The 17,692-nt window shown below is 38.9% G+C and carries 16 protein-coding genes; 8 read left to right on the top strand and 8 right to left on the bottom strand.

The window, feature by feature from the left end:
• The first annotated feature begins 13 nt into the window (after positions 1–13).
• The 8 genes from HND50_14240 (at position 14) to HND50_14205 (ending at position 8,738) form a co-directional block, all read left to right on the top strand.
• A complete protein-coding gene (locus HND50_14240; GenBank protein ID NOG46397.1) occupies positions 14–634 on the top strand; it encodes a phosphoribosylglycinamide formyltransferase in 621 nt (206 codons plus the stop codon).
• Positions 635–640: 6 nt separating this feature from the next.
• Complete coding sequence (gene purH / locus HND50_14235; protein ID NOG46396.1) at positions 641–2,176, top strand: bifunctional phosphoribosylaminoimidazolecarboxamide formyltransferase/IMP cyclohydrolase; 1,536 nt, start codon at positions 641–643, stop codon at positions 2,174–2,176.
• A gap of 89 nt (positions 2,177–2,265) precedes the next feature.
• Positions 2,266–3,300 carry a rod shape-determining protein gene (locus HND50_14230; protein NOG46395.1) on the top strand — a complete coding sequence of 345 codons (1,035 nt, stop codon included), beginning with the start codon at positions 2,266–2,268 and terminating at the stop codon, positions 3,298–3,300.
• Between the two features lie 111 nt (positions 3,301–3,411).
• A complete protein-coding gene (mreC, locus tag HND50_14225; protein ID NOG46394.1) occupies positions 3,412–4,197 on the top strand; it encodes a rod shape-determining protein MreC in 786 nt (261 codons plus the stop codon).
• A gap of 51 nt (positions 4,198–4,248) precedes the next feature.
• Positions 4,249–4,743 (top strand): rod shape-determining protein MreD, encoded by a 495-nt coding sequence (mreD, locus tag HND50_14220; protein ID NOG46393.1) that lies wholly within the window; start codon positions 4,249–4,251, stop codon positions 4,741–4,743.
• Positions 4,740–6,608 (top strand): penicillin-binding protein 2, encoded by a 1,869-nt coding sequence (gene mrdA / locus HND50_14215; GenBank protein ID NOG46392.1) that lies wholly within the window; start codon positions 4,740–4,742, stop codon positions 6,606–6,608. The genes mreD and mrdA overlap by 4 nt, the downstream gene beginning before the upstream one ends.
• Position 6,609: 1 nt before the next feature.
• Entirely contained in the window at positions 6,610–7,815 is a 1,206-nt protein-coding gene (gene rodA, locus HND50_14210) for a rod shape-determining protein RodA (protein NOG46391.1), read from the top strand.
• A gap of 92 nt (positions 7,816–7,907) precedes the next feature.
• Positions 7,908–8,738, top strand: a complete 831-nt coding sequence (locus HND50_14205) for a tetratricopeptide repeat protein (protein NOG46390.1) — start codon at positions 7,908–7,910, stop codon at positions 8,736–8,738.
• On the opposite strand, the gene HND50_14200 is transcribed toward HND50_14205, so the two are convergent.
• From HND50_14200 to HND50_14165, 8 genes are all read right to left on the bottom strand, one after another.
• Positions 8,735–8,956: a hypothetical protein gene (locus HND50_14200; protein NOG46389.1), complete on the bottom strand. Its 222-nt coding sequence runs from the start codon at positions 8,954–8,956 to the stop codon at positions 8,735–8,737. The two genes, HND50_14205 and HND50_14200, sit on opposite strands and share 4 nt — an antisense overlap.
• Before the next feature lie 190 nt (positions 8,957–9,146).
• Positions 9,147–10,349 carry a cell division protein FtsZ gene (ftsZ, locus tag HND50_14195; GenBank protein ID NOG46388.1) on the bottom strand — a complete coding sequence of 401 codons (1,203 nt, stop codon included), beginning with the start codon at positions 10,347–10,349 and terminating at the stop codon, positions 9,147–9,149.
• Between the two features lie 30 nt (positions 10,350–10,379).
• Positions 10,380–11,609, bottom strand: a complete 1,230-nt coding sequence (gene ftsA, locus HND50_14190) for a cell division protein FtsA (protein ID NOG46387.1) — start codon at positions 11,607–11,609, stop codon at positions 10,380–10,382.
• A gap of 45 nt (positions 11,610–11,654) precedes the next feature.
• Positions 11,655–12,446 (bottom strand): FtsQ-type POTRA domain-containing protein, encoded by a 792-nt coding sequence (locus tag HND50_14185; GenBank protein NOG46386.1) that lies wholly within the window; start codon positions 12,444–12,446, stop codon positions 11,655–11,657.
• On the bottom strand, positions 12,439–13,806 hold the full coding sequence (locus tag HND50_14180; GenBank protein NOG46385.1) for a UDP-N-acetylmuramate--L-alanine ligase: 1,368 nt from the start codon (positions 13,804–13,806) through the stop codon (positions 12,439–12,441). Before HND50_14180 ends, HND50_14185 begins: the two co-directional genes overlap by 8 nt.
• 121 nt (positions 13,807–13,927) lie before the next feature.
• Positions 13,928–15,034 (bottom strand): undecaprenyldiphospho-muramoylpentapeptide beta-N-acetylglucosaminyltransferase, encoded by a 1,107-nt coding sequence (gene murG, locus HND50_14175; protein ID NOG46384.1) that lies wholly within the window; start codon positions 15,032–15,034, stop codon positions 13,928–13,930.
• Positions 15,034–16,206, bottom strand: coding sequence for a putative lipid II flippase FtsW (gene ftsW / locus HND50_14170; protein NOG46383.1), 1,173 nt, complete (start codon positions 16,204–16,206; stop codon positions 15,034–15,036). Before ftsW ends, murG begins: the two co-directional genes overlap by 1 nt.
• Positions 16,203–17,561, bottom strand: coding sequence for a UDP-N-acetylmuramoyl-L-alanine--D-glutamate ligase (locus tag HND50_14165; GenBank protein ID NOG46382.1), 1,359 nt, complete (start codon positions 17,559–17,561; stop codon positions 16,203–16,205). Before HND50_14165 ends, ftsW begins: the two co-directional genes overlap by 4 nt.
• Between the last annotated feature and the right edge of the window lie 131 nt (positions 17,562–17,692).

The following is a 17,692-nucleotide window of genomic DNA, read 5'->3' as shown; positions in this document are numbered from 1 at the left end:
TGAAATGAATTGAATGAAAAACGTCGCCGTTTTCGCTTCTGGCAGAGGCTCAAATTTTGAACAATTGTGCATCGCACAAAACAACGGAAAGCTACCTGCAAAAATTGGCCTGCTAATTGCCAGCAAAAATGGTATTGGTGCTATTGAAACAGCAAAGAAATACAGAATAGCTCATGCAGTTTTTGATACAAAAGAATTTGATGATTTAGAAAAATACAATCATGAACTTCTGGCACGCCTTGATAACAATAATATAAATTTTATTGCATTAGCCGGGTGGCTTAGATTGATTCATTCTTCAGTTATCGAAAAATTCCAAAATAGAATTATAAATATTCACCCTGCACTTCTTCCTTTTTTTGGAGGTAAAGGCATGTATGGAGCTCATGTTCACCGTGCTGTATTTAAAAGCGGCATGCTTGTAAGTGGTGCAACTGTTCATCTGGTTGATCCGGAATTTGACCATGGCCATATAATATTGCAGGAAAGTGTGCAACTCTCGTGTGAAGATACTCCGGAATCTATAGCGGAAAAGGTGTTAAAAATAGAACATAGAATTTTCCCAAAAGCTTTAAGCCTTCTTGTTGAAGGAAATGTGATTCTTAAAAATAACAGGGTTTTTATAAAAGGATAATAAGTAATGAGCAAAAAACGCGCTATTCTTAGCGTTTATGACAAAACAAATATTGATGAACTGGCTCAGTTTTTAGTTGAACAAAATTTTGAAATCATCTCTTCCGGCGGAACTTACAAACTTTTAAATGAAAAAAACATTCCTGTAAAAAAAGTAAGTGATATAACTGGTTTTCCTGAAATACTCAATGGCCGTGTTAAAACGCTTCATCCAAATATACATGGCGGTATTTTGGCAAAACGGGACGTAGACCATTTAGCCCAATTAAACGAGTTAGGCCTATCCCAGATTGATTTGGTTGTTGTGAATCTTTATCCTTTCCAGGAAACAATCGCCCAGGAAGGGGTTACTTTTAATGAAGCAATAGAACAGATTGATATTGGCGGCCCAACCATGATCCGGGCTGCGGCAAAGAATCATCAATATGTAACAGTACTATCAAATCCAAACTTGTATAGCACTTTTATTGAAGAGTATAAATCCAACGCCGGAAAAATATCTGATGAATTTCGCCGAAAATGTGCAGCAGAAGTGTTTCAAACCATGGCCGGATACGACTCTTCAATAGCAGAGTATCTTACTTCAAAAGATGAAATATCAAACCAGTTTGGCTTTAGCGGCAGCCTTCAGCAAAAATTACGATATGGTGAAAATCCACATCAAATTGCAGGATTATATAAAACCAGTGCTAAAAATCCTCTTGGCGAAATGAAACAGCTCCACGGCAAGGAATTAAGTTTTAATAATCTTTTGGATTTGCAGGCTGCGCTAAACATAAACAGCGAATATACCCAGCCTTCCTGCACGATTATCAAGCATAACAATCCATGTGGGGTTGGCATTGGAGATAGTCTTGCCGAGGCCCATAAACGTGCGCGTTCTACTGATGAACAATCGGCATTTGGTGGAATAATTGCAGTAAACCGCGAACTGGATTTGACACTTGCAGAAGACATTGCATCTTTTTTTACAGAATGCATAGTTGCGCCTTCATTTAGTAAAGAGGCACTTGCCAGGCTAACAAAAAAGAAGAATTTAAGACTGCTTACTTTTAACCCGGAAAAATTTCAAAAGCCGGCGATGGATATTAAACAGCTTAGTGGTGGATTTTTACTTCAATCAGCCGATACAATCAATGTTAATATACGTGAATCTAAAATTGTTACCGATCGTTCTCCGGGTGAAGAGGAATGGCACGCCCTTGATTTTGTCTGGAAAGTAATTCGCCATGTTAAATCGAACGCGATTGTTTTTGCCAATCACAAACAAACTTTGGGGATTGGCGCCGGGCAAATGTCACGAGTAGATTCTACAGAAGTAGCTATTCAAAAAGCCAAAAAAGCCGGGCTCTCATTAAAAGGGTCCATAGTTGGTTCCGATGCATTTTTTCCATTTAAAGACAGTATCGAAGCTTTAGCAGAAGCTGGTGCAAAAGCTATTATTCAACCCGGCGGTTCTATCCGTGATGAAGAGGTAATTGAGGCGGCCAATAAAGCAGGAATTGCCATGGTATTTACAGGCATTCGCCATTTTAAACATTAAAAATATTGACAAATAAATTAAAGACTTATGGCCGTAGTTAAACAAATATATCTGCGACTATTTTCAAAAGACTGAGTTGGGAGACTTGAATGGGATTATCATTTTTAAACTTTTTATCGTCTGATATTGGGATTGACCTTGGGACAGCAAATACATTGCTTTATGTTAAAAATAAAGGGATTGTTGTTAATGAGCCTTCCATAATTGCGTTGGAAGAAAACACGGACAAAGTTGTAGCCGTTGGGAATGAAGCAAGGCAAATGCTCGGACGTACACACCACGATATAATGACTATCCGTCCATTAAAAGATGGTGTTATTGCAGATTTTGAAGCCACCGAAATAATGATTAGGGAGTTTATAAAAAAAGCAAATATAAACCGAATGATGATTGGCCGCATTGTAATTTGTGTACCGTCCGGCATTACCGAAGTAGAAAAACGCGCGGTTCGTGATTCCGCAGAACGGGCCGGTGCAAGGGAGGCTGATTTAATATCTGAAGCCATGGCCGCAGCAATTGGTGTTGGGCTGGAAATCAGCGAGCCGATGGGTAACATGATTGTGGATATCGGTGGTGGTACTTCTGAGATTGCTGTGATTTCTTTAAGCGGTATTGTTCACCATAACTCAATCCGGGTTGGTGGTGATGAAATGAACCAGGCGATAATTCAGCATTTCAAACGCTCACATAATTTGCTAATCGGTGAAAAAACTGCAGAAGATATTAAGTGCACCGTTGGCTCTGCCTTCCAACTGGATGAAGAATTAACAAAAGAAGTTAAAGGGCGCGATCTTGTAGATGGGATTCCAAAAACAGTTTCTATAAATTCAAAAGAAATCCGAAAAGCACTTGAAGACCCGATCATGATGATAGTTGAAGCAATCAGGCTTTCACTAGAACGGACGCCACCAGAACTTGCATCAGATATTTTAGACAGAGGTATTATCTTAACTGGTGGTGGTGCACTTCTAAAAAATCTTGATGTTCGCCTGCGTGAAGAGACTAAAATGGCTATCCTTGTTGCAGATGATCCGTTAAGCTGTGTTGCCAGAGGTTGTGGAATGGTTCTTGACGACCCTGATAAATTCCACAAAGTGCTTGTAAAAAATCGCAGGCCTATTTAAGTAAAGTAGTAAATATTAAGTAACTATTGATTTCTTATTTTTTACATTTCAATTCCTACTTAGTATTTTTTTATTAAATGATTTGTCCAATCATAGAATTTGGAATATGGTGTGACCCCGATAATTAATTTTATTTCACATTTCCATCAATCAATCTTGCTGATTGTTTACCTGATATTATCATTTATTTTCATCGTATCCAGCGACAGCACCGTTGTAGAAGGAATGCGTTCATCAAGCTTGACAATGTTTGGTGTTATGCAGGAAACAATTGATGATATGGGTTCTTATTTTAACCTCAGCAAAAAAAACAGTGAGTTGCGCAAAGAAAATACCCGCCTTGCTTATGAGAACTATCATTTGCAGGATGCCCTTCTGGAAAATATGCGGCTAAGAAAGCTACTGCAGTTTAAGTATGAAGTTAACTATGAGCTCATACCTGCAAAAGTAATTGGTTACAGCCCGCATGATATTGTCACAGGCCGAATATTATCCAGCGAAGAAATTGCTAATACCGCCAAAAACAGTGCAGTGATGACAGCCGATGGTTTAGTTGGGAAAATTGTAAAGGTGAGTGGTGATTATGCAATTTGCCAAATTTTGCTTGATCCAAACAGCAGGGTTAGTGCAAAAGTTCAACGCAACCGGCAGCTTGGAATGATAAAATCGGATGGAGCAAATGGTTACATTTTAGATCATGTTCCCAACACAATTACGATCATAGAGGGCGATGTTATTTTCACGTCCGGACTAAGCCAAATTTATCCGGCAAATATTAAGATTGGTGTTGTAAATAAAATAGAGCATGATGAAAAAGCTTTGTTTCAAAAAATATTTGTTACGCCTGCAGTTAATTATAGCAGGCTTGAAGAAGTTTTCATCTATAAAAACAAGTAAATACCGGGCAATACTAAAAATTTAATTGAGCAGGAAAACAGGTTTAATGCAATGAACCAGGAACTAAAATACTTTTTGTTTATTATAATCACTTTTGGAATTGGCTCTGTTTTAGTTCAGGGAATTGCAGTACCATATATTGAAATTGCAGGTGGATGGAAACCTGACTTGGTGCTGATTATTGTTTTATTAATTGGTAAGCGATTTGGATCCGTTGCAGGCAGTACTTCCGGATTTATACTTGGATTAATACAAGATTCCTTAACTGCAATGCCGATAGGAATAACAGCTTTACCAAAAGTTATGGCAGGCTATGCATCCGGAAAAATGACAACTTTGAAATTTGAAGGTTCTGTTAATTTTTTATGGTTTATTGCCTTTATTTTTCTGCATGAGTTTATATTCTATTTCATTTTGCAGTTTAAAACAGATTTAACTTTTACCTATCTCATATACAGCAGGATTTTTCCAAATACAATTTATTCCACTGTTATGATGGGCATAACTTATTTTTTAACTCAAAAATATTTTGCTGAAATCCAATGAGAGAAGTAAACAAACAAGAATTAGAGCAACGCAGATTAATAATAATTGCTGTAATGCTTTTATTTTTTGGAATATTAATATATGGTTTCGTTAGTCTTCAGGTATCAAAAAAAGATTTCTATGCCCAAAAGTCGCTTGATAACAGTGTCCGTAAAGTAACAACCCTGCCGGTAAGAGGTTTAATAAAAGATTCCAAAAACAAAATTTTGGTTGATAATAATGCTTCATTTTATGTGGCAGTAATTCCTAAAGTTATTTCCGATTCAACCACAAGACAACTAACCAGCCTGCTTAATCTTGATAGCAATGAAATAGAAAATATCACCAGGAAGCAATATGGTTTCAGGCCGGTTAAAATTGCCCACGATGTAAAATACGAAACTATAATATTTCTTGAAGAAAACAGATTAAAATTCCCCGGTGTTATAACCTCGCTGGAACCAAAACGTTTTTATAGAGAAAATATTTTCTCGCCACACATTTTTGGATCACTTGGTGAAGTTACTGCTGATGAATCCAGAAAAAATTCAAGTTATGAACAAGGTGACATTGTTGGTAAAACTGCCCTTGAAAAAAAATATGATCTCGATTTGCGCGGATCAAAGGGTGCTGATTTTTTTCTTGTAGATGCATCTGGGCGTGAGCTGGAGATTCTTAATACAGACCGCAACATCAACCCAATTCATGGAAGTAATTTGCACCTTTATTTAGACTATTCCATGCAACAATTTGCAGAATCTTTAATGGTTGATCATCGTGGTGCTTTAGTTGCCTTAGATACACGAAATGGTGGAGTGATTGCCCTTGTAAGCAAACCGGATTATGACCCACGACATCTATCAGGGAAAATTGATTCAGATGTTTGGAATAAACTCTTAACAGATGAAAGTCACCCTTTATACAGCCGCAGCATTCAAAGTGTTTATCCACCTGGGTCAACCTATAAAATTGTTGCCGCCATCGCTGCCCTGGAAGAAAACATTGTAACACCAGATTGGAAAGTTACGTGTCCGGGTTATTACAAACTTGGGCGAAAAACAATAAAATGCTGGAACGCCACGGGACACGGCACAGTTGATATGTATGGTGCCATTAAGGGATCTTGCAATGTATATTTTTATAAACTTGGTCTTAAAATAGGCCTCGATTTATGGGCAAAGTACAGCAGTTTGTTTGCTTTTGGCACCCCAACCGGGATCGATTTGCCAAATGAAAGCAAAGGGCTTGTTCCAACAGAAGCATTTTTTAACAAAAGATATGGCCTTAATGGCTGGACAAAAGGTAACCTGGCCAACCTGGCAATCGGTCAAGGTGAGCTGCTTGCAACCCCGCTTCAAATTGCCCAGTTTTCTATGATAATTGCAAACAAAGGTGTTTATTATAAACCACACCTGTTAAACTACATGGTTCCCCAGGGAAGCGGCTCAAAGACATATTTCCCTACAAATGCACAATATATTACAGGTATTTCTGATGCAAATTATGATATTGTTCGCGAAGCTATGCGCCAGGTAGTTGATGGCGGCACCGGATGGCTAGGAAAAGTACCGGGTGTAGAAATGGCCGGCAAAACAGGATCTGCTCAGAATCCCCATGGTGATTCTCATGCCTGGTTTATGACTTTTGCACCCTATAAATTACCAGAAATATCTGTAGCTGTGATAATTGAAAATGGTGGTGGTGGCGGAGCTGTTGCGGCCCCTATTGCGCGAAAATTTATGGAAAAATATTTTTATAATAAGCTTATTCCCAGACCTGCTCCCAAAAAAGAAGAGCCTGATACAGTTGTTGCGCCAATAGATATTATAAATTTTGAACCGATTGAGATATTTAATGATCCACTTTTAGAAATAGATCAGGATTAGTATGCTAGGCAGAATTGATTTCTCATTATCATTTTTAGTATCAATACTTTTAACGATTGGTTTGATTGCCGTTTATAGTGCAACCAGTTTTACCGGTGTACAAAGCAGCTATTTTCAAAGGCAATTACTATTTGCCATTTTTGGTTTTATACTTATGATTAGTACGGCATTTATTCCATATCGGCTAATCCAAAGAGCGGCTTATCCCTTTTATGGGTTTTCAATATTGCTGTTAATTTTAGTCTATTTTGTTGGTGTCAAAGGGTTTGGAGCGGAACGGTGGCTTGCAATCGGGTCAGTTAGAATTCAACCTTCAGAATTGGCTAAACTTGCCACAATTTTAGCTGTTGCAAAATATTTATCAAATAGAGACGCTGGTGTAAACAAACTAAAGCATTTTACAATTGTACTTACATTTGTTTTAATACCATTTGTTTTGGTTGTTAGGCAACCCGATTTAGGAACATCTCTGGTTTTTGCAGCTATGCTCGTACCATTACTGTTTTGGGCAGGATTGCGCTGGTTTCCATTGTTTTTAATAATTTCCCCTATTTTTACAATCCTTTCTTCGTTTAATATTATTATACTTATTGTATGGTTAGTGATAATTTTAGCTATTCTATATTTTAGCAGACAAAAAATTCTCACAATAATTGCCGTTTTAGCACTACATATAGGTGTGGGGTTAACCACTCCTCAATTATGGAACCAGTTAAAACCTTATCAAAAAAACAGGATTGTTACATTTATTAACCCGGAACAGGATCCACGCGGTGCAGGTTATCAGATCATTCAAAGTCAGGTTGCAATAGGCTCCGGAGGTATTTGGGGTAAAGGTTTTTTAAACGGGACACAAACACATTTAAAATTTTTACCCGCTCAACACACTGATTTTATATTTTCAGTTATAGCGGAAGAGTGGGGGTTTATGGGCGTGCTGGTTATCCTTTTGATCTTTATACTCCTTTTGCTTTATTTGATCAATCTTGCATCGGTAGTACGCTCAACCTTTTCCAGCATTACACTGCTCGGCATAGCCAGTGTTTTGTTTTTTCATATATTTGTAAATATCGGGATGACAGTTGGCGTAGCCCCGGTTACAGGTCTTCCATTACCCTTTATAAGCTATGGGGGATCGTTTTTATTATCGATAATGTTAATGATAGGCGTGGTACAAAATATTTCATATAATAAGTTTTTAATTTAATCTAAAAAAATATCAATAATAAATTGATTTCATTGTAGTTAGGCCATAAATTTTTGGTCAATATTAATTCCCATGCTAAATGGAGGCTTCAAATGGATAAGAATGTTCTCAAATCAATATTAATTTTTCTTTTTTCCATAATTTTAATTACAGGTTGCGCGGGAAGTCGTGAAGAAAGTGACGACTATCTTTCAGAAGATGAAAAACAACAAAAAGAGCTCGATGATATTGAAGCCTTATTAGGTATCTCTTCAGATGAAAACCAACCAGAGAAAAAAGCAGAAGAAACCAGCCAGGAAAATGACAATCAACAAAGTGAAAAACTGGACTTGCTGGGCACAAGTGAAATGATTGACAACTCTCAACCGGCTACAATAACCAGCGAAGAAAAGAAAAAACTTGAAAGGAAAATTTCCCAGCTCGAACAACAATTACGGGAAAAAGATCAATCAATAGCCGACCTCAATGCTCAGGTTACAGTTCAGGAAGCAGAATTAAATAAACGTCCATCCTATAGTGGCGGAACCGCAGCGATTGTAAGCGATATTTCAATGGAAGAATACCAGTCTCGCTATGATGATGCCCGTGCAGAATTTGAAGCCAGAAATTATGAATCCGCAATTCAGCTTTTTGAATCCCTGATTTCTGCAAGTACTTCTCACAATTTATCGGACAATGCACAGTTTTGGATTGGCGAATGCCATTATGCATTAAGGCAATATGATGCAGCGATTATTGATTTTGAAAAAGTATTTACATTTGCAAATTCCAACAAAGCCGACGCATCTCAATACAAATTAGGTTTGTGTTATATGCGAAAAGGTGATACAACTAAGGCAAGAGAAGAGTTTGATAGATTAATAAGAAATTATCCAGACAGCCCATATTCTACAAAAGCAGAAACATTGCTCTCCCAAAATTAGTGATTCAAAGCATTTTCTATTTTTTCGGTAGAAAATGACTGATCATACATATCGACAATTCGAGTAAGGCGGCGTATTCCATAAGGTGTTAGTTTTGGAAGGCGTCCGTCCTGGATTGTTTTCACCAATCCAAGTTTAATAAATTTATCAACCAACGCCTCACTTACTTGCAATGAATTAGCTGCATCAGAAATACTAATTAATTGAGGGTTCTGCATTTTACCTCCCTGGCAAATGAAAATCCTTTTGATATTGGGGTATAGTAATGAATATTCGGTAGGAGAAATAAAAGATTTAGAAGATTTTTAAAATTTGGTAATATTTTCAATTATAGAAATACAATCTAAAGTACGGCTTTAAAAAAAAGGGAAGGCACACGGGAGAGAGCACCTTCCCCAGCAGATCAAATTAATCGATCTGTTTTCTTAAAAAAGTCGGAATGTCCAGATTATCAAGTTTATCAGGAGTATCCTGAGTTTCGTTCAACTCGAAAATCTGTGCATGACCCCGCCTTTCAGCCGGATCAAGCTTTATATTTTCCCTTTTGTAAGTTGGTTTGTCCAGTTCCTTAAAGTCATTTGGTGTAAAATCATCTACGGTTTGTAATGGAACACGCTCTACTTTTGGTTTTTGTAACTGATCTGCTATCTGTGCCTCTTTATTGAAGCCGGTAGCAATTACAGTAACACGAAGTTCCTCTTTCATATCTTCATCTATCACCATACCCCAAATAACATTGGCCCCATCACCGGAAGCAGTTTGAATATGTGTTGCTGCTTCGCCTACTTCAAACATTGTCAAAGACGATCCTCCGGTAATATTGATAAGTACACCGCGGGCTCCGCTTATTTCTGCACCATCCAGTAATGGACTTGTTGTCGCTTGTTCAGCAGCCGCAATTGCACGATTTTCGCCACTTGCAGTACCGCTACCCATAAGCGCATCTCCCATACCGGCCATAATGGTTTTAATATCGGCAAAATCCAGGTTTACATATCCGTGAACATTAATCAAATCAGAAATACTGCGTGTTGCCTCAAGTAAAATCGAATCCACCGTTTTAAATGCGTCAATCACAGATGTGTTTTTATCAATAATTGAGAATATGCGATCATTTGGAATAACGAGCATTGTATCAACCCGTTCACGCATGTTATTATGCCCACGCTCTGCATTTCTTAAACGCACAGGACCTTCAAATGCAAAAGGCATTGTTGTTATCCCAACAGTCAAAGCGCCCATATCCTTAGCAATTTCAGCCACAATCGGCGCGGCTCCCGTTCCTGTTCCACCGCCCATACCGCAGGTAATAAAAACCATATCGGCACCGGTTAGTGCATTTATCACAAGCTCTTTATCATCTTCAATTGCTTCCAGTCCAAAATCCGGATTTGCACCAGCACCAAGGCCTTTGGTAAGCGACTTACCAATCTGGATTTTATTTAAAGCTTTATTTTTATCTAAATCCTGGGCATCTGTATTTACGACAATAAATTCTACGCCGCTTAAACCGGCCTCTATCATCCCGTTAACAGCATTCCCGCCGGCGCCACCAACGCCAACTACTTTAATTTTTGCAGATTGTTCTGCAAGTGAGTCAAATTGTATCATTATAATTCTCCCGATTTTGTTGATACGTTTTTATTTAAATAAGTCATCAAAAAATGAACGAAGGCGATCCATAATCCAGTTGAATCCCAGCTTGTCACCGTCTTCGTTTTCTCCTTCATATTTTAAAGCGTATTGGATTAAACCTACGCCGGTTGAATACATTGGGCTATCAACACTCTCAACAAGGCCGCCACTTACAATTGGTTTACCTATTTTTACAGGGATTCCGGTAACACGTTCTGCCAGATCAACAATGCCATCCAGCAAAGCAGCGCCACCTGTTAAAACAATTCCTGCACCAAGAAACTCCAGAATGTTTGATTTTTCCATTTCTTTTATAGCTAACTGCAGCATTTCTTCCATGCGTGGTTGAATAATTCCTGAAAGCAAAACTTTGGATACTTCCCTGTCTTTGCGCCCTCCAACACCGGCAACTTTTATCAGCTCATCAGCCTCAATAAGAGACTGCATGGCCACACCATGTTTCTTCTTAATATCCTCTGCCTGATCTGCAGAAGTTCGCAAACCCTGGGAAATATCACTTGTTAAGTGCTGGCCTCCTAAACCAATAACAGAAGTATAACGCACACTTCCATCAAAAATCATAGCGATATCGGTTGTGCCGCCGCCAATATCAACAATGGCCACACCCAACTCACGCTCATCTGTATCCAGCACAGCCAGACTAGATGCATATGGTTCTAAAACAATATCTGCCACTTCGTAACCGGCCTCGTGAATGCAGTTTACAATGTTTTGTGCAGAAGCCGCCGCCCCCGTTACAATATGAACTTCTGCTTCCAAACGCGTACCAGCCATGCCTACAGGATTTTTAATTCCATCTTGCTCATCCACAACATATTCTTGTGGAAGCACATGCAAAATTTCTCTATCCATAGGCAAAGCAATCGCCTTGGCCGCATCAATCACCCGAACAACATCTTCTTCGGTTATAATTTTATCTTTACTGCTTACTGCAATCACACCTTTACTATTTATTGACCGGATATGGTCACCTGCTATCCCGGCATAAACCCCGGTAATTTTATGGCCTGCCATTAGCTCCGCATCTTCAATGGCCTTTTTAATTGATTGGATCGTTTTGCGAATATTTATCACCACACCACGACGCAAGCCATCGGATGGAGCCTGGCCAACCCCGACAATATTTAGCTGGCCATATTCATCTCTGCGCCCAACCACGGCCGCAATTTTTGTCGTTCCAATATCCAATCCAACAATGATATCTTCGTTTTTCATTTAAACACCTAATTATTGCTGTCAGTAAAACAGCTCCACCTTCATTTAAACCTTGTTTTCTTTTATTACAATTTGGCCATCAAAGCGCACATCAACATACTTTAGATTATCAATTTTTTTAAAATCCAGATAGTCCTTTAAATAGCGTGCTGCTATAAACAACTGTTCCTGGAAATTATTTTTGTCAACCCGAATAATTGTTTCGCAGCCTGTCAATCCAATTGCGATATAATCTTCATTGCTAAAATTAATTTCTGAAATCATTTCTCTTAAAGGCATTTCCACCATGGAAGAGTAACGTGCAATCTCAACAGCCTTCCTCGCAGTTTCCGAAATTGTTTCTACGCCCTGAATACCCAACTTTTCGCTAATCCCTGTAATAACCGGAAGATCCCAACGGATCGCCTTATCAGGAACCGGTAAAATAAAATTTTCTCTGTCGATCATATTCAAGCCACGACCATAAATAAAGGCCACCGGTTTTCGCTCCGTAATAGTTATCCTCAAAGTGGATGGCAAACTATACAAGGCACTTACCGATCTGATATACGGTGATTTCTTTAGCGTTTCTGCAACATCACCTGCGCTTATTTCCAGCAGTTTCTCACCCGGTTGCAAACCAAGCATTTTTAATATCTCTTTTTTTGCAAGAATCTTATTTCCGCTTATATGAATATCGCTCAGTTCAAAATGGGACAGTTTTTCCTGTAGATGAACATCCAGCGTTTTATATCCATAAGCCAGCAATGACGTAATTGCAATAAGAGTTAGGTAAAGAAGAAGGGCTTTTGCCGGTCTCTTTTTTTTCTTCTTTTTATATTTAGTTTTTTTAGACATTTTTAATTCTCTTAAGAGCTTCTTCTCCAAACTTCCAAATATCCCCTGCACCCATTGTTAAAACCAGATCACCTTTTTTTACAGAAGCACAAATTGCATCTGTTAATTTTTCATTTTCCGCGATATATTCAACTTTACTGCCAATTTCATTTGCAATTAATTGCGAGGTGATTCCTTGCATCGGTTTTTCCCGCGCCGGATAAATTTTCGCCAGAATAACTTTGTCTGCTATTTTTAAAGATTCTGCAAATTCCTTATAAAAATCACTGGTACGGCTAAACAAATGAGGTTGAAAAACGACTACAATATTGTTTTGCCAACCAGACTTTGCTGCATTAAGAGCCGCAGAGACTTCACTTGGATGATGGGCGTAATCATCATAAAAAAGTATACCAGCTGCTTCACCTTTAAATTCAAAACGTCTTTGAACACCTTTAAACGTTGCCAGCGATTCTTTAATCACACTCAACGAAATCCCCAATTCCAATCCAACGGTAATAGAAGCGAGGGCATTACTAATATTGTGATTCCCGGGAAGCTTAATTTCAAACTCGCCCTTTTGGATTCCTTTCACAGATAAATCAAACCAGGTTTTACCATTTTCAAAACGAATATTTTGGGCTTGTATATCAGCCTCACTGCCCAATCCATACGTTGTGGTTGGTGTATTAATTTTGTGCGCTAATTCAGCTACATTTTTTTCATCCGCACATAAGATGGACGCACCATCAAACATGGTTTGGTTTGCAAATTTTAGAAAAGTCTTTTTTAAATCTTCGAGACCTTTGTAAATATCAAGATGATCTTCTTCCAGACTGGTTATCACAGATATTCCCGGATGAAGTGCCAAAAATGAACGATCATATTCATCCGCCTCAGTCACAAAATATTTGCCACTTCCTAAGCGTGCATTGGTTTGCAAATTTTGCATTTTACCGCCAACAACTACTGTAGGATCGAGACCGGCATCTATTAACAGTTGTCCTGTCATGGATGTTGTGGTTGTTTTTCCATGAGTTCCTGCAATGGCAATACCCTCTTTTTTCATCATAAGCTGCCCAAGCATTTCTGCCCGGCGAATCATGGGTATGTTATCTTTATTTGCCTGTGTCATTTCCGGGTTTTCTTTTGGAACTGCTGAACTGTATACAATCAAATCCACGCCACTTACATTTTCCGCTGCATGTCCTTCAAAAATCGTAATACCACGTGATTGCAAATACTTTGTCGTTTCAGACATCTCACGGTCCGAGCCGCTAACCTTGTGTCCCATCTCTGTCAGGATATCAGCCAGCCCGCTCATTCCAGCACCGCCAATCCCAATAAAATGAATTTTCTTTTTACTCTTTTGTAAGCTCATTGATATAGACCAAACTTTTTCTTTAGACCCACCCCTTAATCCCCTCCAAGGAGGGGAAATATATTCCCCTCAAAGTTGTTTCAATTCCCCTTTTGGGGAGGGGTTAGGGGTGGGTTTGTTTTTATACTTTCATTATTCTTTTTATCTCAGCCACAATTTGCCCGGCCGCTTCTGGTTGCGCAATTTTAGCCAAACTATTTTTCATCGGCTCTAACTTTTTTGGGTGATCAATCCAATCGTTTATTTTTGCTGAAAGTATCGTTGGTAAACCATCATTATCTTCTATTAATACTGCCCCATTTTTTTCTTCCATTGCCCGGGCATTTTTAAACTGATGGTTGCCTGCCGCACTTTTCAAAGGCACCAGTATTGATGGCAATCCTGCAATTGTCAATTCTGAAATACTCATCGCGCCTGCTCTGCATATGCTAAACTCAGAAACCTGATATGCCGCCCACATATCATTTATAAATGGTTTTAAAACCACATTTTCAAGATTCGATTTTGCCAACCATTTTTTATATTGTTCAAATTGCAATGTCCCACTTTGCCACAATAGCTGAACGCCTTGCGGTAGTCCCGATTTTTCCAGCCAACTTTTTATGGCCATATTTATGGATGAAGCACCCTGGCTTCCACCAAAAACCAAAATAGTTTTTAAATTATCTTTTAAACCCAGATCACTCAAAGCTTCCGCTTTTGGTTTTAACTTTTCCGGAACAACAACCGGATTTCCACACAAAACTGTATTTGACTCTTTGGCCACATGTTTTTTTGCTTCTTCATATGCAATAAAAATCGCTTTTGCATCTTTTGCCAGCATACGGGTTGTGACACCCGGAAAACTGTTCTGTTCCTGGATAAAAACAGGAAACTTTAACTTAACGGCCATTTTTAAAACCGGGCCCATAACATATCCGCCTGTTCCAATTACAAGATGTGGCTTAAACTTTTTTAACACTCTGCGGCTTTTTAATAAACTTGCCACCAAGCGCAAAGGAAACAGGAAATTTTGAATACTTATACGCCTTTGAAATCCTCGAATATTTAAAAGAACAAGTTCATAACCACGTTCAGGGACTTTTACTGCTTCAATTCCGCGTTGTGTACCAAAAAACAAACATTGGCAATCCCCGTTTTTTTCAAAAACTTTGGCCAGGTTAAATGCCGGGTATAAATGTCCGGCTGTTCCACCACCTGCAAAAACAATTCGCAACTTTTCCGGCATTAATCCACCTCTAAAATTGCGCTTCCCAGGCGTCCACGCGCACTGCTATCATCAGGATTTGTATTTGCGCTTCCATGTTTTATGCTTCGCGAAACATTTAAAAGCAGCCCTGTACTAATCCCCATAAAAAGCATGTGTGATCCGCCATAACTAACAAAAGGCATTGGCAAACCGGTTGCCGGAAATAAATTTGTAACCACGGCGACATTTGTAAATGCGTACAAAACAATATTCAGCGTTATACCCAAAGCCAAAAACTGCCCAAATCCTTCCGGAGCATTACGCGCAATTCTCAATCCACGAACAAGGATAACCATAAACAAAATCAAAATTACGGATGCACCGATAAAACCAAACTCTTCCCCGATGATCGAAAAAATAAAATCTGTGTGCGAATCCGGTAGAAAAAACAGCTTTTGTTTACTTTCGCCCATGCCATTTCCAACCAGGCCGCCACGGCCAATTCCGATAATCGATTGCTTGACCTGATGTGCAGCCATCAATGGATCACCCAGACTATGGACCCAATCTTTAATACGGCGCATCTGGTAATTATTACCATTAATGAGCATAAACAACGCCGGCGGGATAAATGCAAACGATGTATACAAAAGGTAACTTTGTTTTACCCGGCTTATAAAAAGCATTATAGCTGCAATGCCCATAATCATCAAAGTTGTGCTCAAATCCGGCTGGATAAAGACCAGAAATAAAATCAAACTCAGGACTAAATAAATTGGCATCAGGAATTCTTTAAAATCCAACTTATCAATCCCTTTACGTGATAGCTTGTGCGAGAGATAGATAATCACTGCAATTTTAGCAATTTCCGATGGCTGAAAATTCATTAATCCGAGGCTGTACCAGCGTGTCGCACCTTTAATTGTCCTACCAAAAAACAAAACACCGACAAGCAGAAGTATTGTAACAGCGATTAATACCATTGCCGTTTTTTCATTCATCAGCTTGCGATAATCAAACCTGGAAACGGTTATCATGATTACAAGGCATATCAGGCCCCATAACAATTGTTTTTGGAAAAAGTATGTTAATGACCCATAAGCTGCTTTGGCAAACATGGAGCTTGCGCTAAAAACCATCAACTGGCCCAGCATTATCAACAACATTACTGTGCCGGCCAAAACGATATCTACTTTGCCAAGATTCTTCATACTTTTTCAACTTTTTTCATTTTGCGTCTTCTCAGCACAGTCTCTTTAAACTGGCGTCCGCGCTCTTCATAATCACTAAACATATCAAAACTGGCACATGCCGGAGAAAGCAAAACAACATCGCCTTCCTCTGCTATTTGTGCCGCACGCTGTACAGCATCTTTCATCGATTTTTCTTTGTTGGCCGGTTTTATACCCTGCCAGGCATAGGCCATTTTATCCGCCGCTGTCCCAATCAACACCAATTCTTTAACATTTTCAGCAATCAATTTATTTAGTTTGCTAAAATCACTGCCCTTGTCTTTGCCGCCTGCAATTAGCACGATAGGCGTCTTAAAACTTTGCAAAGCAAAATAAAGTGATTCGACTGTGGTCGCTTTTGAGTCATTCACATAAAGGACATTATCTATCTCTGCCACTTTCTCCAACCGGTGTTCAATTCCGGAAAAGGTTTTTAGCACAGCACAGATTTGCTCATTGCCTATTCCCGCTTTATTTGCAGCTAAAGCTGCCGCCATCACATTCATGTAATTGTGAATACCTTGAAGAACAATTTCATCCTCATCAATCAGTTTTTTTCCAAATAAATAGATCGCATTATTTCTATATGCCGCACCTTCCGCGTTTTCCCGGCCAACAGCAAAACTCAATTTTGGCGATTGGATTTTAGATGCCCATTGACTAAGCTTTTCATCATCTGCATTATAAACCAGCAGATCGTCTTCATCCATATTTTGAGTTATGCGCCATTTCGCCTCTAAATAAGCCTCATAAGATGGATAGCGATCCAAATGATTTGGCGCGAAATTTAAAACAACCGCAATTTTTGGTGCAAAGTTAGAAACCGTTTCCAACTGAAAACTGGAAAGTTCAATCACAGCCCAGCGCTCTTTATTTGAGTTATCAACATATTCTGAAAAAGGCTGACCGATATTGCCGGCTACAATTGCGCCACTATCCTTTTGACGCAACATTTCACCAATCAAAGATGTGGTTGTCGTTTTACCATTTGAACCCGTAACCCCAATTACCGGGGATTTATTTAGCCACCATGCCGCTTCCACTTCTGCGTAAACCGGAATATTTTTTTTATAAAACGCTTGTACTACGCCTGATACAACGGGAATTCCCGGACTAAGAACTGCGCAATCTGCTTCATAAACACGGTGGCTGTGTTGACCTAGTTCAAATTCAATTTCATCTTTGTTTAGTTGCTCTATATCCAAAGCTCTTTTTTCCGGTGAAGCGCTGTCACTAACAAAAACCGATGCACCATGCTTCATAAGCATTCTGGCTGCTGCTATTCCGCTCCGTGCTGCGCCGAGCACTGTTATTTTTTTTCCGGAAACATTCATTTTTATTTCTCTATAAATCTTACTCTTGTTCATCCTTTTACACATTTTGCTTATTTAGTGGTTGTCATTCCTGTACGTTTTTAGCAGGAATCTTTATCTTTATTTAGATTCCCGATTAGAAACACTCGGGA

The sequence above is a fragment of the Calditrichota bacterium genome, from assembly GCA_013112635.1.
In the GTDB taxonomy this organism is placed as follows: Bacteria; Calditrichota; Calditrichia; order Calditrichales; family J004; genus JABFGF01.
Note: the sequence above shows the minus strand (reverse complement) of the source record. Positions and strands in the feature narration are given on the sequence as shown.

What these genes read in the sequence shown, in the direction of transcription:
- HND50_14240 (NOG46397.1), top strand. Translation starts at nt 14, where the DNA reads ATGAAAAACGTCGCCGTTTTCGCTTCTGGCAGAGGCTCAAATTTTGAA.
- purH (NOG46396.1), top strand. Translation starts at nt 641, where the DNA reads ATGAGCAAAAAACGCGCTATTCTTAGCGTTTATGACAAAACAAATATT.
- HND50_14230 (NOG46395.1), top strand. Translation starts at nt 2,266, where the DNA reads ATGGGATTATCATTTTTAAACTTTTTATCGTCTGATATTGGGATTGAC.
- mreD (NOG46393.1), top strand. Translation starts at nt 4,249, where the DNA reads ATGAACCAGGAACTAAAATACTTTTTGTTTATTATAATCACTTTTGGA.
- mrdA (NOG46392.1), top strand. Translation starts at nt 4,740, where the DNA reads ATGAGAGAAGTAAACAAACAAGAATTAGAGCAACGCAGATTAATAATA.
- rodA (NOG46391.1), top strand. Translation starts at nt 6,610, where the DNA reads ATGCTAGGCAGAATTGATTTCTCATTATCATTTTTAGTATCAATACTT.
- HND50_14205 (NOG46390.1), top strand. Translation starts at nt 7,908, where the DNA reads ATGGATAAGAATGTTCTCAAATCAATATTAATTTTTCTTTTTTCCATA.
- HND50_14200 (NOG46389.1), bottom strand. Translation starts at nt 8,956, where the DNA reads ATGCAGAACCCTCAATTAATTAGTATTTCTGATGCAGCTAATTCATTG.
- ftsZ (NOG46388.1), bottom strand. Translation starts at nt 10,349, where the DNA reads ATGATACAATTTGACTCACTTGCAGAACAATCTGCAAAAATTAAAGTA.
- ftsA (NOG46387.1), bottom strand. Translation starts at nt 11,609, where the DNA reads ATGAAAAACGAAGATATCATTGTTGGATTGGATATTGGAACGACAAAA.
- HND50_14185 (NOG46386.1), bottom strand. Translation starts at nt 12,446, where the DNA reads ATGTCTAAAAAAACTAAATATAAAAAGAAGAAAAAAAAGAGACCGGCA.
- HND50_14180 (NOG46385.1), bottom strand. Translation starts at nt 13,806, where the DNA reads ATGAGCTTACAAAAGAGTAAAAAGAAAATTCATTTTATTGGGATTGGC.
- murG (NOG46384.1), bottom strand. Translation starts at nt 15,034, where the DNA reads ATGCCGGAAAAGTTGCGAATTGTTTTTGCAGGTGGTGGAACAGCCGGA.
- ftsW (NOG46383.1), bottom strand. Translation starts at nt 16,206, where the DNA reads ATGAAGAATCTTGGCAAAGTAGATATCGTTTTGGCCGGCACAGTAATG.
- HND50_14165 (NOG46382.1), bottom strand. Translation starts at nt 17,561, where the DNA reads ATGAATGTTTCCGGAAAAAAAATAACAGTGCTCGGCGCAGCACGGAGC.